The 18,732-nt window shown below is 70.8% G+C and carries 17 protein-coding genes and 2 pseudogenes; 7 read left to right on the top strand and 12 right to left on the bottom strand.

All coding sequences use genetic code 11. The annotated features are described in order from the left end of the window. Positions 1 to 113 precede the first annotated feature (113 nt). Positions 114 to 544, bottom strand: a pseudogene (locus tag ABD374_RS25500) (response regulator transcription factor); the annotation flags it as partial. Further along, positions 542 to 1,008, bottom strand: a pseudogene (locus ABD374_RS25495) (ATP-binding cassette domain-containing protein); the annotation flags it as partial. The pseudogenes ABD374_RS25500 and ABD374_RS25495, both read right to left, overlap by 3 nt. Before the next feature lie 130 nt (positions 1,009 to 1,138). Between ABD374_RS25495 and ABD374_RS25490 the strand changes: the two are divergent. Further along, positions 1,139 to 1,747 (top strand): GNAT family N-acetyltransferase, encoded by a 609-nt coding sequence (locus ABD374_RS25490; protein WP_344497942.1) that lies wholly within the window; start codon positions 1,139 to 1,141, stop codon positions 1,745 to 1,747. Here the strand turns inward: ABD374_RS25490 and ABD374_RS25485 are convergent. The 7 genes from ABD374_RS25485 to ABD374_RS25455 all read right to left on the bottom strand — a co-directional run bounded on the left by ABD374_RS25485 (position 1,734) and on the right by ABD374_RS25455 (position 10,521). Further along, positions 1,734 to 3,491, bottom strand: coding sequence for a TraM recognition domain-containing protein (locus ABD374_RS25485; protein WP_344497941.1), 1,758 nt, complete (start codon positions 3,489 to 3,491; stop codon positions 1,734 to 1,736). The two genes, ABD374_RS25490 and ABD374_RS25485, sit on opposite strands and share 14 nt — an antisense overlap. Position 3,492: 1 nt before the next feature. Beyond that, positions 3,493 to 4,905: an ATP-binding protein gene (locus tag ABD374_RS25480; RefSeq protein WP_344497940.1), complete on the bottom strand. Its 1,413-nt coding sequence runs from the start codon at positions 4,903 to 4,905 to the stop codon at positions 3,493 to 3,495. Positions 4,906 to 4,924: 19 nt separating this feature from the next. Further along, on the bottom strand, positions 4,925 to 6,475 hold the full coding sequence (locus tag ABD374_RS25475) for an SCO6880 family protein (RefSeq protein WP_344497939.1): 1,551 nt from the start codon (positions 6,473 to 6,475) through the stop codon (positions 4,925 to 4,927). Further along, positions 6,472 to 7,869 carry a hypothetical protein gene (locus ABD374_RS25470; RefSeq protein WP_344497938.1) on the bottom strand — a complete coding sequence of 466 codons (1,398 nt, stop codon included), beginning with the start codon at positions 7,867 to 7,869 and terminating at the stop codon, positions 6,472 to 6,474. The genes ABD374_RS25475 and ABD374_RS25470 overlap by 4 nt, the downstream gene beginning before the upstream one ends. Next, the gene (locus tag ABD374_RS25465) at positions 7,859 to 8,707 is read right to left on the bottom strand and encodes a DUF8175 domain-containg protein (RefSeq protein ID WP_344497937.1); all 849 of its coding nucleotides are present in this window, start codon (positions 8,705 to 8,707) and stop codon (positions 7,859 to 7,861) included. The genes ABD374_RS25470 and ABD374_RS25465 overlap by 11 nt, the downstream gene beginning before the upstream one ends. Positions 8,708 to 8,887: 180 nt before the next feature. Further along, the gene (locus ABD374_RS25460) at positions 8,888 to 9,196 is read right to left on the bottom strand and encodes a hypothetical protein (protein WP_028814667.1); all 309 of its coding nucleotides are present in this window, start codon (positions 9,194 to 9,196) and stop codon (positions 8,888 to 8,890) included. Positions 9,197 to 9,471: 275 nt separating this feature from the next. Beyond that, complete coding sequence (locus tag ABD374_RS25455) at positions 9,472 to 10,521, bottom strand: hypothetical protein (protein WP_344497936.1); 1,050 nt, start codon at positions 10,519 to 10,521, stop codon at positions 9,472 to 9,474. A gap of 546 nt (positions 10,522 to 11,067) precedes the next feature. Here ABD374_RS25455 and ABD374_RS25445 point away from each other — a divergent pair. Further along, positions 11,068 to 12,078 (top strand): C40 family peptidase, encoded by a 1,011-nt coding sequence (locus tag ABD374_RS25445; protein ID WP_425577347.1) that lies wholly within the window; start codon positions 11,068 to 11,070, stop codon positions 12,076 to 12,078. A 285-nt stretch (positions 12,079 to 12,363) separates the two neighbouring features. Beyond that, entirely contained in the window at positions 12,364 to 13,131 is a 768-nt protein-coding gene (locus ABD374_RS25440) for a phosphatase PAP2 family protein (RefSeq protein WP_344497934.1), read from the top strand. 57 nt (positions 13,132 to 13,188) lie between these two features. Here ABD374_RS25440 and ABD374_RS25435 read toward each other — a convergent pair whose 3' ends face one another. Further along, positions 13,189 to 14,799 carry an FAD-binding oxidoreductase gene (locus tag ABD374_RS25435; RefSeq protein ID WP_344497933.1) on the bottom strand — a complete coding sequence of 537 codons (1,611 nt, stop codon included), beginning with the start codon at positions 14,797 to 14,799 and terminating at the stop codon, positions 13,189 to 13,191. 173 nt (positions 14,800 to 14,972) lie between these two features. Then, on the bottom strand, positions 14,973 to 15,134 hold the full coding sequence (locus ABD374_RS25430) for a hypothetical protein (RefSeq protein ID WP_344497947.1): 162 nt from the start codon (positions 15,132 to 15,134) through the stop codon (positions 14,973 to 14,975). Between the two features lie 182 nt (positions 15,135 to 15,316). Here ABD374_RS25430 and ABD374_RS25425 point away from each other — a divergent pair, with 182 nt between their 5' ends. Both ABD374_RS25425 and ABD374_RS25420 read left to right on the top strand, forming a co-directional pair. Further along, positions 15,317 to 16,141, top strand: coding sequence for an SCO4651 family lipoprotein (locus tag ABD374_RS25425; protein WP_344497946.1), 825 nt, complete (start codon positions 15,317 to 15,319; stop codon positions 16,139 to 16,141). A 94-nt stretch (positions 16,142 to 16,235) separates the two neighbouring features. Then, entirely contained in the window at positions 16,236 to 16,433 is a 198-nt protein-coding gene (locus ABD374_RS25420; RefSeq protein WP_344497932.1) for a hypothetical protein, read from the top strand. A 49-nt stretch (positions 16,434 to 16,482) separates the two neighbouring features. On the opposite strand, the gene ABD374_RS25415 is transcribed toward ABD374_RS25420, so the two are convergent. Next, positions 16,483 to 16,851 carry a metal-sensitive transcriptional regulator gene (locus tag ABD374_RS25415; RefSeq protein ID WP_344497931.1) on the bottom strand — a complete coding sequence of 123 codons (369 nt, stop codon included), beginning with the start codon at positions 16,849 to 16,851 and terminating at the stop codon, positions 16,483 to 16,485. A gap of 195 nt (positions 16,852 to 17,046) precedes the next feature. Between ABD374_RS25415 and ABD374_RS25410 the strand changes: the two genes are divergently transcribed. Both ABD374_RS25410 and ABD374_RS25405 read left to right on the top strand, forming a co-directional pair. Next, positions 17,047 to 17,667 (top strand): DUF47 domain-containing protein, encoded by a 621-nt coding sequence (locus tag ABD374_RS25410; RefSeq protein WP_028814660.1) that lies wholly within the window; start codon positions 17,047 to 17,049, stop codon positions 17,665 to 17,667. 6 nt (positions 17,668 to 17,673) lie between these two features. After that, entirely contained in the window at positions 17,674 to 18,672 is a 999-nt protein-coding gene (locus ABD374_RS25405) for an inorganic phosphate transporter (protein WP_344497930.1), read from the top strand. The last annotated feature ends 60 nt before the right edge of the window (positions 18,673 to 18,732 follow it).

Raw genomic sequence — 18,732 nt, 5'->3', positions numbered from 1 at the left:
GATGGTACTGCAGGGGGGACCCTGTGGGAGAGTAGGACACCGCCGAACAATCATTGTGGGAAAGCCCCGCACCATTCATGGTGCGGGGCTTTCCTGCGTTCCGGGGCAGTTTTTCAGGTGGGCCGGACCAGTTTGGTGTCGTATGCCAGGACGACCGCCTGCACTCGGTCCCGGGCGCCCCTTTTGGCGAGGATTTCGGAGACGTGGGTCTTCACTGTCGATTCCGCGAGGTGCGGGCGTTCGGCGATTTCGGTGTTCGTCCAGCCCTGGCCGATGACGGTGAGGATTCCCAACTCCCGGTCGGTGAGGGGCGTGAGGCGGGTGTCAGGTGTGGCTCTGCCCCGTCGGCTGCCGGCTTCGGCAGGTGGTGGGCGTACGCGTCGAGCAGCCGGCGGGTCAGGCTGGGGGCGACCACCGCGTCGTCCGTCACCACCACGCGGATGCCGGACAGGAGCTCTTCCGGGAGAGCGTCCTTGACGAGGAAGCCGGATGCTCCGGCGGGCGGTCAGGCGTAGGCGTGCCCGTCCAGGTGGAAGGTGGTCATGGCGACGTGCTGTCCCATGCCGAGCGAGAAGCCCTTCCCTCTGCGGGGCGCGACATCGGTGAGGCCGGCGGGGCCGAGTACGTGGGTGACGCGGCCGCGCGGGATGCCGTGGGTGTGGGCGAGTGCCCTCAGGTGGTGGTGGGCGGTGCGGCCGGGGTGGACGGAGCGGGCCTCAAGGAGGGCGCCGGCGTCGTGGAGCGGGGCGGTGCGCGCGGCGTAGGCGCGGCTGTTGACGGTCGCGTGGCCTCGGGTCAGGTGCGGCCCGGCCGAGGAGCATGCGCAGGGTGGTGGATTTTCCGGCCCCTCCCCCAGAGCCAACGCCTGGGAGGTGCCCCCGGACCGAGGAAGCCGGTGACGGTGCCGGGGCGGACGGTGAAGGTGAGGCCGTCGACGACGGTCTTGCCGCCGTGCCGCTTGGTGAGTTCGATGGCTTCGATTCCGTCTGGTCCGTTCGGGCTGGTCATGGACTCGACGCTACGGAGCGGGAGGCGGCGCATCGTCCGACCGCGGGCGGGAGCGGGGCGCCGGGGGGAGTACCCGGGGACGACGCCGAAATCGCTTGGCTCCGGGGCGGGGCCGGGCGAGTATCGGCGGATGGATTGTTTGATTCGACCCGTACGCGCCGATGAGTGGGCCGAGGCGAAGGAGCTGAGGCTCGCCGCGCTCCAGGATCCGCTGGCGGGCATCGCTTTTCTGGAGACGTACGAGAAGGCCGTGAGGGAGCCCGACTCCTTCTGGAAGGGGCGTACGGGCCGGGTCACGGGGGACTCCCAGGCGCGGCAGTTCGTCGCGGAGGCACCGGACGGGCGGTGGGTGGGGACCGTCACCGTGATCGTCGAACGGGCCGGGGCGGAGGGGACGTTCGGTGGTGCGCCGGAGGTCGACCAGGCCCACGCCGTCGGCGTCTTCGTACGTCCCGAGGCGCGGGGCACCGGGGTGGCGCAGGAGCTTTTCCGGGCGGCGCTGGAGTGGTCGTGGGCCCTGCCGGATCCGCGGATCGAGCGGGTCAGGCTGTACGTGCACGAGCGCAACGGGCGGGCGGAGGCGCTTTACGCCAAGGCCGGTTTCCTGCGGAGCGGGGAGACGGTGGCGATGCCGGGGGACGCGTCGGTGAAGCCGGAGAAGGAGTACGAGATGGTGGCCGAGCGGCCGCGGGGGCGCGAGGCGGCGGGGACGGGGGCGGCAGGCTCTAGCCGGCGGTGAGGGTGTGGTCCGGCCAGCGGGCCCGGCCCTGCTCCCGGGAGCGGAGCAGGACCAGGGTCGACAGGCCCTGGTCCTGACCGGTCGACAGCAGCTCGGGGAGCCGGGGAAGCGGAGCCACGGCCGCGACGTCGTCCAGGACGAACGTCATGGGCGGGTCGAGCCGGCCGGCGGATGACCGTGCGGCCATGCGGCGGCCGTGCTCGACCACGCTTGATGCGAGGGCGGTGAGCAGAGGCATCGCTCCGGGACGCGACCTGGGGTCCTCGATTGCTTCACCCACCACATAAAGGGTGCCCCCCTCGCCCGCGAATGATTCCAGAGCGAGCGAATCGGTCCGGTGCGGCGTGCAGGCTTCGCGGATGTGGACCGAGGAGAGGGCCGCGAACGCCCTGGCCGTCAGCTCCTGGGCGATCTCGCGGCGTTCGGGGTACGCGGTGAGCGCGGATTCGAGGAGGCCCGCGGCGCCGCTCGACGCCTTGGGGTGGGTACGGAGGATACGTACCGCCTCGTGTGCGCCGTGCCCCTGCGCCCAGCGGTGCACCTGGCGGAAGGGGCGGCCGTCCACGGCGGCGGCGTGCAGCCAGCTGCTGAGCAGGGTCTGGGCGGTGTCGGCCACCGCCGCGTCCAGCCGTGCCTGGGGCCGTACGGGCGCCAGCAGCGCCACGGCGCGCGCGGCGGCGGTGTCGGCCCGGTCGCAGCCGGCGGTGGGGGACCAGTGGAGGCGGGCCGGGGTGTCGCAGAGGTGCCCGGGGTCGTACACGAGGACGGGGCCGAGCTTGGCCCGTGCGTCCTTGGTCTCGGCCCACACGGTCGGGTCGGAGGTGACGACGAGCGCGGGGCCTTCGGCGTCGAGGACGGCCTGTACGGCGGTGGGGCGGCGGATTTCGGGGCTGCCGTAGAGGAGGCGGGGGGCGCGGGGGGCCGGGACGGCGGGGCTGCTCCAGGCGCCTGCCGGCTGGGGCTGGGGTTCCGGCTGCGGCTGCGGCGCGGTGAGGGGGTGAGGGGCGGGGCCGGGAGCGGTGGAACCGGGCGGGAGGTACGGGCTCGGGGCCGCGTCCTGGGCGCCTCCGGGGCCGGTGGCGGCGCCGGGCGGAGTGCCGAGCGGAGCACCGGCCGGGGCACCGGTCCGGACACCCGCGTGGTCGCCCGTGCGGGGCGGCGCCCCGAAGGCGTGGCCCGCGCCCGGCCCGGGACTCGCGGTAGCCCCCGTGGGTGATGCGGGCCCAGGCCCGTGTCCCGCGTCCGGTGGTTCGGCGCCCGGGTGTGATGCGGGCCCAGGTCCGTACCCCGCGCCCGGCCCCGCGTTCATGGGCGGCGGGGCCGCGGCTTCCGGGCGTCCTGCCGCTTCCGCTTCGGTGGCCCTCGCCGCTGCTCTTGCCGTCTCGCGTTGCACCTTCAGGCGGGCCAGTACGCCCATCACGAAGATCGTCAGCACGCCCAGCACCATCAGTTCGCCGATCAGCAGGCCCCAGAACAGTCCGTACCCGGACAGCTGGTCCGGCGGGGTGTCCGGCCAAGCCGCCGGGATGTCGTGGGGGGCCGCCATCAGGTGGCGCAGGGCCGACGGCGTACGGGCGAACGTGACGTCGTCCGGCCAGGCGCCGTGGGCGAACAGGCCCGCCAGGCCCGTCGCCAGCCACGCCAGGACCGACAGGCCCAGCAGGAAGGCCAGCAGAGCGACCAGCAGGGAGTCGGGGATGCCGCGCCCGCCCTGCTGTTGCTGGTGTCTGTCGTGGGGTCTCATGTCAGGCGACCGTCGATTCCGAGGACGACCCGCTCATCTGCTGCTCGATGAAAGCCGCCCGCTGTTCCGCCTCCAACTCCGCGGCTCGCAAGTCGTCCGAGAGCATGTCCGCCGAGGTCTCCGTCATCGCGCGGTCCGTGAAGACCAGCGGCCGTTCCGCCTCCGTGATCAGGTGTTTGACGACCTGGACGTTGCCGTTGACGTCCCATACCGCGATGCCCGGTGTGAGGGTCGGGATGATCTCCACCGCCCAGCGCGGCAGCCCGAGCACCCGGCCCGTGGCCCGCGCCTCGTCCGCCTTCTGGGCGTAGATCGTCCGCGTCGAGGCCATCTTCAGGATCGCCGCAGCCTCCCGCGCCGCCGCGCCGTCCACCACGTCGGAGAGGTGGTGGACGACCGCCACGAACGACAGGCCGAGCCGGCGGCCGAACTTCAGCAGGCGCTGGAAGAGCTGCGCGACGAAGGGGGAGTTGATGATGTGCCACGCCTCCTCCACCAGGAAGATGCGCTTCTTGCGGTCCGGCCGGATCCAGGTGTGCTCCAGCCACACCCCCACGATCGCCATCAGGATCGGCATCGCGATGGAGTTGCGGTCGATGTGGGACAGGTCGAAGACGATCAGCGGTGCGTCGAGGTCGATGCCGACCGTCGTCGGGCCGTCGAACATGCCCCGCAGGTCACCGTCGACGAGGCGGTCCAGGACGAGGGCCACGTCCAGGCCCCAGGCCCGTACGTCGTCCAGATCGACGTTCATCGCCTCCGCCGACTCCGGCTCGGGGTGGCGCAGTTGCTCGACGATGTCCGTCAGGACCGGCTGCCGGTCGATGATCGTCTCGTTCACGTACGCGTGCGCGACCTTGAGCGCGAAGCCCGACCGTTCGTCGAGGCCGTGTCCCATCGCGACCTCGATGATCGTACGGAGCAGGGCGAGCTGCCCCGTCGTCGTGATCGACGGGTCGAGGGGGTTGAGGCGGATGCCGCCGTTGAGGGCCGCCGTCGGGTCGAGCCGGATGGGGGTTATCCCCAGCTCCTGCGCGATCAGGTTCCACTCGCCCACGCCGTCCTCGCCCTGCGCGTCCAGGACGACGACCTGCCGGTCCTTGAAGCGCAGCTGACGCAGTACGTACGTCTTCTCCAGCGCCGACTTGCCGTTGCCGGACTCGCCGAGCACCAGCCAGTGCGGGGCGGGAAGTTGCTGTCCGTACAGCTGGAAGGGGTCGTAGATGTAGCCCTTGCCGCTGTACACCTCGCGGCCGATGATCACGCCCGAGTCGCCTAGGCCGGGCGCGGCGGTCGGCAGGTAGACGGCCTGGGCCTGCCCGGTCGACGTACGGACGGGGAGTCTGGTCGTCTCCACCTTCCCGAAGAGGAAGCTGGTGAAGGCATCCGTGAGTGCGGACAGCGGATCTCGCATGGCGGGTCTGCCCTCTCGGTTAACGACGGATGCCGGTGGCGAACGGCAGGGTGTTGACGAACGCCCGGTGGTGCTCGCGGTCGCACCACTCCAGCTTGAGATACGACTTTCCGGCCGAGGCCCTGATGGTCCGCTTGTCGCGGGCCAGTGCCTCGGGTGAACGCGACGACACAGTGATGTACCCGACCAGGTTGACACCGGCCGCACCGCTCGCGAGATCTTCACCCCGCTGGTCGAGCCGGCCGTGGGCGGCGATGTCGCGCGGGTCGACGGTCCGGTTCATCTTGGCCTGGCGGCTGGCCTCCGCCTCGTCGTTCGTCTTCTCCGTCAGCATCCGCTCGATGGCGACCTCGGTGGGTTCGAGGTCCATGGTGACGGCGACCGTACGGATCACGTCGGGGGTGTGGACGAGCAGCGGCGCCAGGAAGTTGACGCCGACCGGCGTCATCGGCCACTCCTTCACCCAGGCGGTGGCGTGGCACCAGGGCGCGCGGGTCGACGACTCGCGCGTCTTGGCCTGGAGGTACGTCGCCTCCATCGCGTCCAGCTCGGCCGGCCAGGCGTTGCGCTTGGTCATGGCCTGGATGTGGTCGATGGGGTGGTCGGGGTCGTACATCGAGTGCACGAGGGAGGCGAGGCGCCCCTGCCCGAGCGGCTGGCGTACGCGGATGTCGGCCTCCGCGAGCCGCGCGCAGATGTCGGTCAGCTCGCGGGCCATGACGACGGCGAGCCCGGAGTCGCGGTCGAGCTTGCGGCCGCCGTGGGGGCGGGCGGCGCGGGCCATGGCGTGGGCCTCGGCGGCGAGCTCGCGGGAGTAGTGCATGCAGGCGACGAGGTAGGCGCGGTGCTGCTCGCTGGAGGTCGACACCATGGACTGGAGCTGGTCGTACGACTCCTTGAGCCAGCCGGGGGCGTGCGTGTCGCCGCGCTGGGAGACGTCCTTGGCGTGGGCGTCGGGGTCGGCGGGGAGGGTGCGGGCGAGCATCTGGAGGCGGGTGACGAAGCCGTCGCCGTTGGCTACGTGCTTGAGCAGCGTGCCGAAACGGTCGACCAGCGCCTCCTGGTCCTCGCTGTCGCGCAGGCCGACGCCCGGACCTTCGATCTCGATGGCCGCTGTCACCGTGCGGCGGTCGGCGTGCAGGAGTACGGCGATCTCGTCGGGGCCGAAGGGGGCGGCGAGCCAGGTGATGCGCCCGATGCCGGGCGGCGGGCCCACCTCGACCTCGCGGCCGTCGCCGCGCACGCCCGCTTCCATGGCGCCGCTGCGGTAGGTCGTGCCGTTGCGCAGGGTGCGCTTGTAACTGCGGTTGATCTCGAACCATTTGTAGAAGGTGCGGTGCTTGTACGGGACGTACACCGCCATCAGGGCCAGCATCGGGAAGCCCATCAGCAGCACGATCCGCAGGGACAGGACGGGGACCAGCAGTCCGCTCATCATGCCTAGGAACGCGCCGGCGATGATCAGCACGATCTCGCCGGTCTCGCGGTTCTTGCCGACGATCGCGTTCGGCCGGGCGCGGCCGATCAGATACGTACGGCGGGGCGTGATGGGTTGGGACTGCGTCGTCAACGCCCTGCACCTCCTGTGCTGTTGTTGCCGGTGCCCGTGTTGCCGGTACCGCGGTTCGTGTGCGTGCTGGTGCTACGGGCCGAGGGGGCGGCGGAGGGGACAACTCCGCCGCCTCCCGCGCCGCTGGTTCCGCTTCCTCCGCCGATCCCGCCTGAGCCTGCGCCTCCGCTTCCGCCGGGGCCGCGGGAGCTGTGGGCCGCCACGCCGCCGCTGACGGGGTTGGCCTGGCGGGGCGGCGAGCCGTTCCCGCCCCGGTCGCCGCCTCCGCCGCCACGGCTGCTGTGGGTCTTGATGCCCTGGGAGACGAGAGCGGCGGGGGAGCTGATGACGGCGGCCGCCTGGGCGCCGTCGGTGGCCTTGTTGCGGTTGGAGCGGGCGGAGGCGATCTCGTCGCCGAAGCCGGGGACGAAACGGTAGATCATCCCGGAGGCGAAGATCGCCAGCAGGATGATGGCGAGGCCGGACACGACGGCGGAGAAGGCGTTCGGCCCGTCGTCGGCGGAGAGCGCCCCGGCGAGGCCGAGGACGATCACGATGACGGGCTTGACCATGATGACGGCGATCATGATGCCGGCCCAGCGGCGTACGTGGCCCCACATGTTCTTGTCGACGAGCCCCGCGTAGACGACGACGCCGAGGAGCGCGCCGACGTAGAGGAGCAGGGCCCGGATGAACAGCTCCAGGAAGAGGATCCCGGCCGCGAGGATGGTCACCAGCGACACGACGATCAGCATGATCGGCCCGCCCCCGATGTCGTCCCCCTTCTTGAGCGCCTCGGAGAACGACCCGAAGAACACGTCGGTCTGGCCGCCGGTGCCGGCGGCGATGACCTCGGTGACGCCGTCGGTGGCCGTGACGATGACGTAGAGGATCAAGGGCGTGAAGGCGGAGGCGAGGACGGTGAGCCAGAGGAACCCGATGGCCTCGGACAGCGCGGTCGCGAGCGGCACGCCGCGGATGGCGCGCTTGGCCACGGCGAGCAGCCACAGGACGAGGGTGAGGATGGCCGAGGCGGCGAAGACGATGGCGTACTGCTGGAGGAACCGGGGGTTGGTGAAGTCGACGCTGGCGGTCGACTTCACGGCCTCGGAGAGCTTCTCGACGATCCAGGCGGCGGCGTCCGCGCAGCCCTTTGCGAGGGAGGACAGGGGGTCCAGGGACTCGGTGGGGCTGGTGGGGGCGCGGAGGCCGGAGCGGTCGCCGCCGCCTTCGCCGTCCTCGCAGTACTCCTTGGCAGGTCCGATCAGCAGATCGCAGGGATCGTCGCTCTTGCCGGGTGACGGGGTGGGAGTCGGCGCGGCGGCAGCGCGGGACGCGAAGAGCAGGAGAGCACCCTGCAGGGCTGCCAATACGGCAACGACCGACTGAACGCGGAGGCGAGGGTTACCTGGCATAAGTAAACCCTCCGTGCTCCGCGACTGCTTTGCTGATCTCGTCGGAGGTTGCCGCTGCGACATCCCCAGGAACGGGGGCAGGGCCGTCCTGCTGGGAGTCGGAGGCGACCCTCCAGTCGTTGTCGACCCACTCGAGATCGAAGGTCCAGGTCTTCCAGGTGCTGCTCACCGGATCGGTTGACTCCTCCCCGGACATGCCGATCAGTCCCGTGTACCAGACCGAGATCTTGGCGGTGGACCCGCTGTAGCTCTCCACCTTCGTGCCGACGGGAATGGTGCGTGAGACGAAAGTGCTGCCTGAGGGCGGGTTGCCATCTGCGTCCAGGCCCAGCTTCTGCAAGAAGCCCGCGGAGTAGGCTTTGTCCTGAGGACCCTTCAGCTTCTGAGCAGCCTCCGACGTATAAACGGTGTCAACGATCTCGTGCCGTCTGTCCTTTTTGAACATACCGTCGGAGCCAAGGGCAACCGCATAGTTGGACGCGGCGCTCTGCGCGCCCTGCTCGTCCTGCGCGAAACCGGACGGAATCAGTCCGTTCTTGCCCGCGACCGGCTTCACGCCCGTCGCGGCCGTCGGTTCCGCGCCGCCGCTCCCCTTCGCCTCGCCGCCCGAGCCGCTGTCGCCGCCGCCCCGGTTCGCGAATGCGATAGCCGCGATCAGCAGCACCACCACGCCCACCACGGTGACGAGGGAACGCGAGGTCCGTACGGGCCGTCGCGCGCCTCCGTACACATCGTTCCCACCGCCCTCGGGGAGGCGCGTGCGGGTCTGGCCGGAGCCGCCGACACGGCCCGTACGACCCGTGTCGCCGCCGTATCCGTGCTCGTCACCGAGGCTCATGCCGCGTGCACCCCCTCAACCGTTTGCAGTTCCGCGTAGTACGACGGTAGCCGTGCTGGTTCCCGCGCGGGCGCGGTGTGGTGACTCGACATCAGGGAGACGCAACCTCAGCCGGTGGGCACGACGGACGGGTGGGGTGGGGGAGTGGGCCGGGAACGCCCGGTGCGGGCTGACGGTGGGTTAAACAGCCATCCCGTACACGATGGTGAAGAGCGTGCCGAGCGAGCCGATGATGAAGACGCCGGTGAGACCGGCGACGATCAGCCCCTTGCCCTGCTCGGCGCTGAACGTGTCCCTCAGCGCCGTCGCGCCGATCCGCTGCTTTGCCGCTCCCCAGATGGCGATTCCGAGGCAGAGGAGGATGGCGACAGCCATCACAACCTCGATCATGACGCGGGCCTCGTTCCCCAGGGTCCCGAACGGGCCCCAGTTCGGGGCAATTCCGCCGATGATGGTGGTGATGTCGCCCTTTTCGGCTGCCAGGTTCATGTAAGTCACCGCCCCTGTCGGGTAGTTCGTCGCCCCTGCCGCACGGCAGGGGTCACCCTCTATCTTCGCTGATGAAACCGCGTAGGTATGTCGACTTGGTAGCTGTCTTTGCCCGGCCTCCGCACGTGTCGCCGATCCGACCGCGCTGACCTGCGGTGCCGGCCGGTCGTATTCGGAAACACGTATGGTCACTCTGTGTATCACGAGGTGTGACTGCGGGCAATGACTGGCGTTATGCACCTTTGGTCGGCCGTGGTTTCGAAGGACTCCACGGCCTACTGGAGACTCCAGCGGTGCGGGTGTCCGGGATCGACGGGGCAGGCGAAGATGTTGAGCTCGCCGGAGCGGCCCACGTCGACCTGGGTCGGGAGGGCGTACGGGTGTGTAGGGAGGTCCTTGTCCTCGACCGGTTTCCAGCTGCCGCTGCCGCCGTCCCACTCGGAGCTGTCGATGGTCAGCAGGAGTTCCGTCCGGGTCGCGCAGGTCCAGCAGTCCATCGGGTGCGGGTCGGTCGTGCGCCAGGACGCGAATCCGCCGACGCGCCAGCCCGGGGGGATGGACAGGTCGCACTGGTAGCCGACCGGCTCGACCCCCTCTTCGTCCTCCGAGTCCTCCGAGTCCTTTGACTGCTCGGCCTCTTCCTCCAGCTCCTCCTCCCAGGCGTCGAGCCCGGCGCACAGCTCTTCGGGAAGGAGACCGGCGAAGGGGTAGGTGACCACCTGTTCCGGGTGCAGCACACAGGGCTCGGGCACGTACCCCTCGTAACCGACGACCTGTGGCTGCGGCGGCGGGACGAGCACCTCGCCGACCTCGGCGGAGTTACGCCAGACCAGGTGGAGCAGCATGCCGTACCGGCTCACACCGTGTGCGTCGAAAGGGCACCAGAACACCTGGAGCAGATCGCAGCCGTCCGGCCCGGCCGGCAGGTCGGGGATGTCCCGCCGGTACAGCTGCGCGAGGCCGATCAGCGGCAGCGGGTCGGTCTCGGTGGCCCCCGGGATCCGGTGTCTGCGGCGCAGTTCATCCACGACCTGCCGTTCCTCGTCCGTGAGGCCCTGGAACGGTTCACGGGCCCACGCGGCGGCCATGACCTCTCGCTCCCGGTGGATGTCCGCAGGGCGTAGGCCACGCCCGCGGCCGTGGGCCTCACCGCACAGCGGCCACGGCTCGTCGGCCGGCCACAGCATCGGCCCGCCGACGGAACTGGCCCGGACGTCCGGGCTTCCCGGGCGCGGGTGCAGCCGTGTCGTCGTTCCCCGGTACGCGGCCAGTTCCGGGAAGGGCGTCTCGACATCGAGCGGGCGCGGCGGCGTGGTCCTCGTCATGGAGGCGACCTTAAGCACTCGTCAGGGGCGGTGAGCGGCGCCCCCTGCCGCCTTCTCCTCAGGCCCGGAGCAGTGGCCCGTGGGCGCGGCCTGGACTCAGTCCGGGCCGGTGGCGGTCCCAGCCACGGTGCGTGGCTCCTTGACGGTACGGAGGAGGACGGCCCCGTGGGACTGGTCGAGACGCACGGTGTCGAGCCGTGGCACAGTTCCGAGTGCGTACGCCACGCACGGGCCCGAGCCGGGGTACGCACCGGCGCCCGTGCCCGTGCCCGTCGCCCGGCTCGCCGCCCCGCCCGCCTGCCGCGGCCACTACGACGGCAGCTTCATGACCCGGGCAGCCCTGTGCGCTCTGGTCCGGCGCTCTGATCCGGTGTCCTGTTCCGGCGCTCCGGTCCGCCGCGTCTCTCGTGGGACGTGAACACCGTGTCCGCCACCCCACGGCGGCGCGCCGTTTCGGACGTGTGCGACACCCCGTCGGACGCGTGCGCGAAAACTGCGGTGAACCCGTCCCGGATGGGGGAGGGTTGAAGGGTGCGCAAAGTCTGGGTGTTCAGCGGGATCGGGATCGGCCTCTGCCTGAGCTTCGTCGCGCTGCTCGTCGTCGGTACGTTCTCCGCAGCCGCGGGGCTGGCCGGCGGTGCGGGCGGCGGGCGGGCGGTCGGGCTGGCCAAGGGTGCCGTGCCCGCGCTGTACCAGCCGCTCGTCCAGAAGTGGGGCAACCTCTGCCCGGCCATCAACCCGGCCCTCCTCGCCGCGCAGTTGTACCAGGAGAGCGGCTGGAACCCGAGGGCGCAGAGCCCGGCCGACGCGCGCGGCATCGCGCAGTTCATCCCCGGCACGTGGGCGTCCCACGGGGTCGACGGGGACAAGGACGGGGACCGGGACATCTGGGATCCGGCCGACGCGATTCCGTCGGCCGCGACGTACGACTGCGAATTGGCCGGATACGTCAAGAAGGTGCCGGGCGATCAGACCAAGAACATGCTCGCCGCCTACAACGCGGGCGCGTACGCCGTCATCAAGTACGGGGGCGTCCCGCCGTACCGCGAGACGCAGAACTACGTGAGGATCATCACCAGTCTGGAGGAGAGCTTCGCGCGCCCCGTCGGGCGGGTCGAGCCGTCGCGGCAGGCCGCCGGGGCCATCTACTTCGCGCAGAAGAAGCTCGGCACCAAGTACCTGTGGGGCGGGAACGGCACGCCGGAGCAGGGCGGCCGGTTCGACTGCTCCGGGCTGACCCAGGCCGCGTACCGGACGGTCGGCATCGAGCTGCCGCGCGTGGCCAACGACCAGTACAACGCCGGACCGCACCCGTCGAGGGACGAGCTGCTCCCGGGCGACCTGGTCTTCTTCTCGGACGACCTGACGAACTCGCGCGAGATCCGGCACGTCGGCCTCTACGTCGGCGGCGGCTACATGATCAACGCTCCGTACACCGGTGCCGTGATCCGCTTCGACAAGATCGATACGCCGGACTACTTCGGGGCGACCCGGGTCACCGAGGAGGGTGCGAAAGCACTCCCCACAGACCTTCCGGAAGACCGCGGCGGCGCGTGACATGGCTTGAACCCTCCGTTATGGCCACCCCCTGAGCTGCGGTGATGTGTCTCTCTTCGATAACGTGATGGTGATCTTTCAGTGGAGATCGGTGGAGAGTGGAACGGTGGGGCCGGAGAGGGCGTTCCCTTGACCGGGGGACTGTGACAGCCGCGCTCACCACGCACTGACCACGGCATGGCTTTGCGTCGAACCGATCGCATGGCATGGACCACGGGGGTTCGCAGGAGCGGCACGCAGAGGCGCGTGCCGCGCAGCAGGCAACAAGGCAAGGGGCCGCGTCAGATGGCTGGACTCGCACTGGACGGGGCGAACCCCGACGTCAGTCTGCTCTACGACATCAACGGACTGGCGGCGGATGCGCCGGGCTGGTTCGACCGGGTCATGGAGTTCGTCGGGGAGTACGGGACCATGCTCGGCATCGTCCTGCTGGGGCTCTGCTGCTGGTGGAGCGTACGCAGACGCGAGGACGCCGTCACCTCGGTGGCGGGGCTCGTCTGGGCGCCGCTGGCGGCCGGGATCGCGCTGCTGGTCAACATCCCGATCCGCGGGTTCGTGGAACGGCCGAGACCGTTCAACGACCACGAGGGGCTCGAAGTCCTCATCGCGGGCAAGACGGACTACTCGTTCGTCAGCGACCACGCGACGCTGGCGATGGCCATCGCCGTCGGAATCTTCGTCGCCAACCGGAAGTTCGGGCTCGCGGCGATCGGACTGGCGGTCGTGGCGGGCTTCTGCCGCGTCTACATGGGCGTGCACTACCCGACCGACGTCATCGGCGGATTCGCCCTCGGCACGGCCGTGGCGCTGCTGCTCGCGCCGGTCGCGATGGCGCTGCTCACGCCGCTCATGGGAGCGATCGCGCGGTCGGAGAAGGTGGGTTGGCTCGTACGGGCGAAGGGGTCCGTGGGCGACGGCGGCGCGGCGCGCAGGGGCGCGGGGCCGGGCCCGGGCCCGGGAACCGGTCCGGCCGGTGGCGGCTCCCCGGTGTTTCCCGAGCAGCGGACCGGCGGGACGACCGTCGGCAGCGAGCAGAACGACCTCGCCGCCTGATCCGGCCCGACCCGGCCTGATCCGGCCCGGCCCGGCGGCTCTTCCTCTCCCGCCGTCTCACAGCGCCTGGGGGAAGTCGAAGAGCCTGTCGGGGTCGTAACGCCTCTTCAGCCCGGTCAGCCGGCCCGCGGCCGCGCCGTAGTAGGCCCTGCGCCAGTCGGTCAGGGCCGCGTCCGTGTAGTTCTGGTACGCCGCCCCCGAGGCGTACCGGCGCATCGCCCCGTGAGTGTTTTTCAGCCACGTCCGCTGGGCGGTGCCGGAGGTGCCCGCGCGCCAGGCGCCGATGTACTGGGCGAGCATCCGTGAGCGGCGGTGCACGAACGCCGTCGCGAGCGGGTCCACGCGGTTCACCGCGCCGCCGAGGGCGGTCAGCGCGATGGTGCCGGCGCCGCCCCGGTCCACGGGGAGGCGGGTGAACGCCTCGGTCCGGTCGAGCAGCGCGCGTACCCCGGCGGGGGAGAGGGAGCGGTCGAAGAAGTCGCTCCGGGCCGCGTACGTCTCACGGCCCAGGACGCCCTCGGGGGTGCGGCCGGGGGTGGTGCCCGGCAGGTGGCACTGGGCGTCGCTGAGATCGGCGCAGCCGGCGTACAGGAGCATCGACTCCCGGTAGCCCCGGCGGCGCAGGGAGACCGACCGGGCGGGGGCGCCGATCCTGTCGGCGAGGCGGTCCACGGCGTTCTGGAGGTCGCCGTACGTGCCGAGCGAGAAGGCGGAGACGGAGACGTTGGGCGTCGTACCGCCCGGACCGGCGGCGAGGTGCGCGGACGACCAGATCTCGTCGGGCTGGTCCGGCCCCCACTCCTGCCAGGCGGCGACGACGGCCTGCGCCTTCGACCAGGGCCAGGAGAGGAACGCGGTGACGGCGGCGGGGGCCGGACGGGTCCGGAAGGTCAGCTCGGTCACCACGCCGAAGTTGCCGTTGCCCGCGCCGCGCAGGGCCCAGAAGAGGTCCCGGTTCTCGGTGGGCGTGCAGTGGAGGCGCTTGCCGGCGGCGGTGACGAGGGTTGCGGAGGTGAGGTTGTCGCAGGTCAGGCCGTACGCGCGGGAGACGACCCCGTGGCCGCCGCCGAGGGTCAGCCCCGAGACGCCGACGGTGGGGCAGGAGCCGGCGGGGACGGTGCGGCGGGCCTGGCGGGCGAGGCCCTGGTAGACGTCGATGAGCTTGGCGCCGGCGCCGACGGTGGCCGTGGTGCCGCTCGCCCTGACCCGCGCGAGCTTCGACACGTCGATGACGAGGCGCCCGGTGCCGGAGGACCAGCCGGCGTAGGAGTGGCCGCCGTTGCGAATGGCCACGGGGGTGTGGTGGGCCCGGGCGAACGCCAGGCACTCCTCGACGTCCGCCTCGTGTGCGACGTAGGCGACCGCGGCGGGCTTCAGGTGGTCGAAGCGGGTGTTGTAGAGCCGGCGGGCGCTTGCGTAGGCGGCGTCGCCGGGGCGGACGAGCGGGCCGTCGAGACCGTGGGCGAGGGCGGACCAGGTGGGGGCGCGGGAAGGGGGAGGAGGGGAAGGCGGGGGAGAGGCGCGGAAGGTGGTGCCGGGGGCGCCGACGGGGCCGCTGCGGCTGCCGTTGCGGTGGTCGGGGGTGCCGGTGACGGTGCCGGTGCAGGCGGCCGCGGCGGCGGTGGCCGCCAGGGCCGTGGCCGAGGTGAGAAGTGTGCGCCGTTCCATGGTGTGCCTCCCGGTGGTCGAGACGGCTTTGAGGCGGAACGGGTTCCTGCGGGACGGTGCTCCGCTCTTCTCGGTGCGGGTGCGGGTGCGGGTGCGGGTGCGGGTGCGGGTGTCGGTGTCGGTGTGGGTGTCGTTGAGGAGTTTCCCCGGTTTCGTCCGTTCCCGAAACCGGGTCAGCTTGCCGGCACGTGCAGTTCAGCGTCCGTGCGGGCCCGTTCGCGGGAACGGCGGGCCGGGCCGCGCCAGCCGCAGGTGCAGTGGGCGAAGCAGAAGGAGCCGCGTTCGGTCGTGCCGGTGCGGTGGGTGGAAGCGTCCGGTGTGGCGTGGTGCAGCACGTGTCCACGGTACCGGGGGAGTTGGGCCGTGCGGCCGGTCGGTCGCAAGCCGGCGGCCGGTGCGCGCGGGCCGGTGCGCGTAGGGGCCCGGCGAGCCGGGGCGTGACCGTGTTCGCGGGGAGTCGTTAGGCGTGGCGGGTGCGATGGGTCACCGTGTGGTAATGCGTTGGGGGTTGACGGCGATGGTGGTGCGGCAGCACAGAGGCAAGGGCGGCGCGGTCGCCGTGGCCGTCGTGGCGGGGCTGCTGGCCTCCACCGGGTGTTCCGGTGGCGGTGCGGTCGCCGAGGACCAGCCGGGCGGCGATCCCCTCGACACCGTGCGCCGCGCGGCCGACGTGCTCGTCGAGGCCGGGAGCTCCAAGGCCCGTACGTCCATGGTCATGGCCACTGGCGGCACCCGGGTCACCATCCGGGGCGAAGGAGCGTACGACTTCGGGAAGCCCATGGGGCGGCTCGAGGTGACGCTGCCGCCGGACCCCGACGGCTCGGACCAGCACCGGCCCATCACGGAGCTGCTCGCCCCCGGTGCGCTCTACATGAAGAACCGGGGCGCGGGCGTGCCCGCCGACAAGTGGGTGCGGATCGACACGACGACGCTGGAGGACGGGAACCTCGTCACCGGCGGGGCGACGGATCCGCTGGCCGCCGCGGAACTGTTGCGCGGGGCGGAGGAGGCGACGTACGTCGGGAAGGCCGATGTGGCCGGAACCGGTGTCCGGCACTACCGCGGGATCACCGACATCGCCCGGGCCGCGCGCGTCGCCGCGCCGCACGCGCGCGGGGCGCTCGCCGCCGCGGCGGAAGGGTTCACCCAGGACGCGGTTCCGTTCGACGCGTACTTCGACGAGCAGGGACGGCTGCGCAAGGTCCGCCACCGGTTCGACTTCGTCAACGCGGGACGCACGGTGGCCGTCGCCTCGACGACGCTGCTGTACGCGTTCGGGGCGCCGGCCGGGATGCGGCTGCCGGCGGCGGCGGACATCTACGCGGGGAAGATCGACGCATAGGCGGGTGGGGGGAAATGGTCCGTCCGTGCCATGCGCGGTACGCGCCGCGCTGCCTACGCTGGGAAGCCGACGATGGCTGAAAGAGGTGAGGTACGTGGCACCGTTGAGCAGTACGCCCGTCCAGGACCACGTCGCCCTCGCCGAGATCGAGCTGTGCGGTGAGCTGATGATCGCGGCGTCCGGCGCCGACGGGGAACGGCTCAGTCCGGACCGTATCGACGAGGTGCTGAAGGTCGGGGCCGGGGCGGCGGGCGCCGGCGGGCGGCCGGAAACCCACGAGCGTCCGTTCTGACGGCAGGTCCGGGGACCCGTCGGTCCCCGGACCGTGGCCGTCCCGGGGATCAGGTCCTGAGCAGGCGGGCGATCGCCTTGGTGGCTTCCTCCACCTTCTCGTCGATCTCCTTGCCGCCCTTGACCGCCGCGTCCGCCACGCAGTGCCGCAGGTGCTCTTCCAGGAGTTGCAGCGCGAAGGACTGGAGCGCCTTCGTCGACGCCGAGACCTGCGTGAGTATGTCGATGCAGTAGACGTCTTCGTCGACCAGCCGCTGCAGGCCGCGGATCTGGCCCTCGATCCGGCGCAGGCGCTTGAGGTGCTCGTCCTTCTGCTTGTGGTATCCGTGCACCCCGTGATCGTGGTCGCTCCCCACGGCTTCGGAGGCTCCGGGGGGCGCTTCGGTCGTCGTCGCGCCGGCCGCCTCGGTGGTCGTCATCGCGTCCTCCCGTTGTCCTGAAAGGGGCTGCATACCCCCGATGGGTATATCGTAACGAATTTTGCGGGTACTGGCCCGGGGGCCCGTACTGAGCACTGTGCCCGATGGGCGACACTGAAGAACGCCGGTTAGCCGTGGCCGGATGATGCGCCTAGCATCACCCTGACCGAATCCAATGCACCCCGAGGACCCCACGTGCGCTTTCGTCTGACCCCCAGGGAGACGAGCTTCTACGACATGTTCTCCGCATCCGCGGACAACATCGTCACGGGCTCGAAGCTCCTGATGGAACTGCTCGGAGCGGACTCCTCCGCCCGAGTCGAGATCGCGGAGCGGATGAGGGCAGCGGAGCACGCGGGGGACGACGCCACCCACGCGATCTTCCACCAGCTCAACTCCTCGTTCATCACGCCGTTCGACCGCGAGGACATCTACAACCTCGCTTCGCAGCTCGACGACATCATGGATTACATGGAGGAGGCCGTCGACCTGGTCGTCCTGTACCAGATCGAGGAGCTGCCGAAGGGCGTCGAGCAGCAGATCGAGGTCCTGGCCCGGGCGGCCGAGCTGACCGCCGAGGCCATGCCGCACCTGCGGACCATGACCAACCTGACCGAGTACTGGATCGAGGTCAACCGCCTGGAGAACCAGGCCGACCAGATCCACCGCAAGCTGCTCGCGCACCTCTTCAACGGCAAGTACGACGCCATGGACGTGCTCAAGCTGAAGCAGATCGTGGACGTGCTGGAGGAGGCGGCCGACGCCTTCGAGCACGTCGCCAACACGGTCGAGACGATCGCCGTCAAGGAGTCCTGACCTCCGGTGGACACCTTTGCGCTCATCGTGACCATCGGGGTCGCGCTCGGCTTCACGTACACCAACGGCTTTCACGACTCCGCGAACGCCATCGCGACTTCGGTTTCCACGCGGGCGCTGACCCCGCGCGCGGCCCTCGCCATGGCCGCCGTGATGAACCTCGCCGGTGCCTTCCTCGGCAGCGGCGTCGCCAAGACCGTCAGTGAGGGGCTCATCGCGACCCCGCACGGCGACAAGGGGATGGGAATCCTCTTCGCCGCACTGGTCGGGGCGATCGTCTGGAACCTCGTCACCTGGTACTTCGGTCTTCCCTCGTCCTCTTCGCACGCGCTCTTCGGCGGCATGGTGGGCGCGGCGCTCGCGGGCGGGACCGAGGTCATCTGGAACGGGGTGCTGGAGAAGGTCGTCATCCCGATGTTCATCTCGCCGTTCGTCGGGCTGCTGCTCGGCTACCTGGTGATGGTCGTCATCCTGTGGATGTTCCGGAAGGCCAACCCGCACAAGGCGAAGCGGGGCTTCCGTATCGCCCAGACCGTCTCGGCGGCCGGCATGGCGCTCGGCCACGGTCTCCAGGACGCGCAGAAGACCATGGGCATCGTGGTGATGGCCCTGGTCATCGCCGATGTCGAGGACCAGGGCGACGCGATCCCGATCTGGGTCAAGATCGCTTGTGCGCTGACGCTCTCGCTCGGTACGTACGCGGGCGGCTGGCGGATCATGCGGACGCTGGGGCGCCGGATCATCGAGCTGGACCCCCCGCAGGGGTTCGCCGCGGAGACCACGGCCGCGTCCGTGATGTACACGGCTTCGTTCATGTTCCACGCGCCGATCTCCACGACGCACGTCATCACCTCCGCCATCATGGGCGTCGGCTCGACCAAGGGGTCGCGTGCCGTGCGGTGGGGCGTCGCCAAGAACATCGTGATGGGCTGGTTCATCACCATGCCGGCCGCCGCGCTGGTGGCGGCCGCGTGCTACTGGGTCGTGCTGCTGGCCTTCGGCTGACGCGTACGAACGTATGGAAATGGGCCCGCCCCCGCTCCTCGAAGGAGCGGGGGCGGGTCT

The organism is Streptomyces enissocaesilis, from assembly GCF_039533765.1.
In the GTDB taxonomy this organism is placed as follows: Bacteria; Actinomycetota; Actinomycetes; order Streptomycetales; family Streptomycetaceae; genus Streptomyces; species Streptomyces enissocaesilis.
Note: the sequence above shows the minus strand (reverse complement) of the source record. Positions and strands in the feature narration are given on the sequence as shown.